This window comes from Photobacterium sp. 1_MG-2023 (genome assembly GCF_030547945.1).
GTDB lineage: Bacteria > Pseudomonadota > Gammaproteobacteria > Enterobacterales > Vibrionaceae > Photobacterium.
Window position 1 is genome coordinate 1 of the sequence record NZ_JAUORR010000074.1, and the last position, 1,038, is coordinate 1,038.

At 48.8% G+C, this 1,038-nt stretch carries 1 protein-coding gene and 1 pseudogene; both read left to right on the top strand.

Annotated features, from left to right (window positions below):
• Positions 1 to 441 (top strand): hypothetical protein (locus Q4579_RS22890; protein WP_303567264.1); only part of this gene is annotated, 441 nt, incomplete at its 5' end.
• 12 nt (positions 442 to 453) lie between these two features.
• Positions 454 to 1,038, top strand: a pseudogene (locus Q4579_RS22895) (hypothetical protein); the annotation flags it as partial.

Consider the following 1,038-nt stretch of genomic DNA (forward strand, 5'->3'; position numbering starts at 1 on the left):
GCGGCTTTCTTGCTGGGCGGTGTGCGCTATCACGGTACGGGAAACAGTATCGAATATATCCGGAATTTAGACTGGGATGCGGTCGCCCAGACACTGAATCAGTACATTGATGGATTCGTATCGGTGATCAATGACTATCTGACGTTCATGAAACTTCAGGCGGAATATGATCATCGCACTGTGATTGTGGAGGGGATCACCCGTTATCAGGAAGGTCTGAAAACGCTGAACCGACTCCTGCCGGATCTGACAACGCAATACTTTTCCTCGTTAAGTGAGAAGTTGATGCAGCTAATTGAAAACGCAGAGGAAAGTATTGTGACAAACACCCAGGTTTCCGGTTACAGTTCCACGGTTGGCCAGGTGACTGCTGTGGTATTTACAACAGCGACCCCCGGACAGGAAAGCCTGATTCCGTTCTTTGATGTGTTTTCAGACTAAGGAAGTAAATTCATGAACACAGCATTTCCTATCTGTCAGGTCGATGGCAAACCATTCGCGGATATGGCGGCACTGAAAGTGCTGCTGAGCGGGCAGACCAGTGGTCGCTATCTCATCAGTAAAGGCCGTGGCTGGCATGGCGGTATTCACTTAAATAACCGCATCGCTTTCTGGGCGCAGCACTTTCAGCCGGTTCAGGCGATGATCGATGGTGAGCTGGTGGCCTATCGCATGTCGGAGGAATACCCAACCACGCAATATCTGGATACCACGTCCAGCTACAGCAATAACTTTTGTCTGCTGCGGCACACCTTCCAGAACCCGGACAAAGAAGACGAAAGTTATACTTTCTATTCCCTCTACATGCATTTGCAGTCTCAGAAAGAAATTCAGGATTCAATGGCGGCAGCGGAAAATGCCAGCCAGCTCCCCTATATCCGCTTGAAAAAGAACCGGAACTCTCGCAGTAAGCCAGGCAGTGCAGATTTTGACAAAAAAGTGTTACTGCCTGAAGGTACAATTCTGAAACTCATTGATCCTTCAAGAGCAACGGTTGTAAAAGGCAAGCTGGGCAGCACTGAGTATGACTTCCTTCAG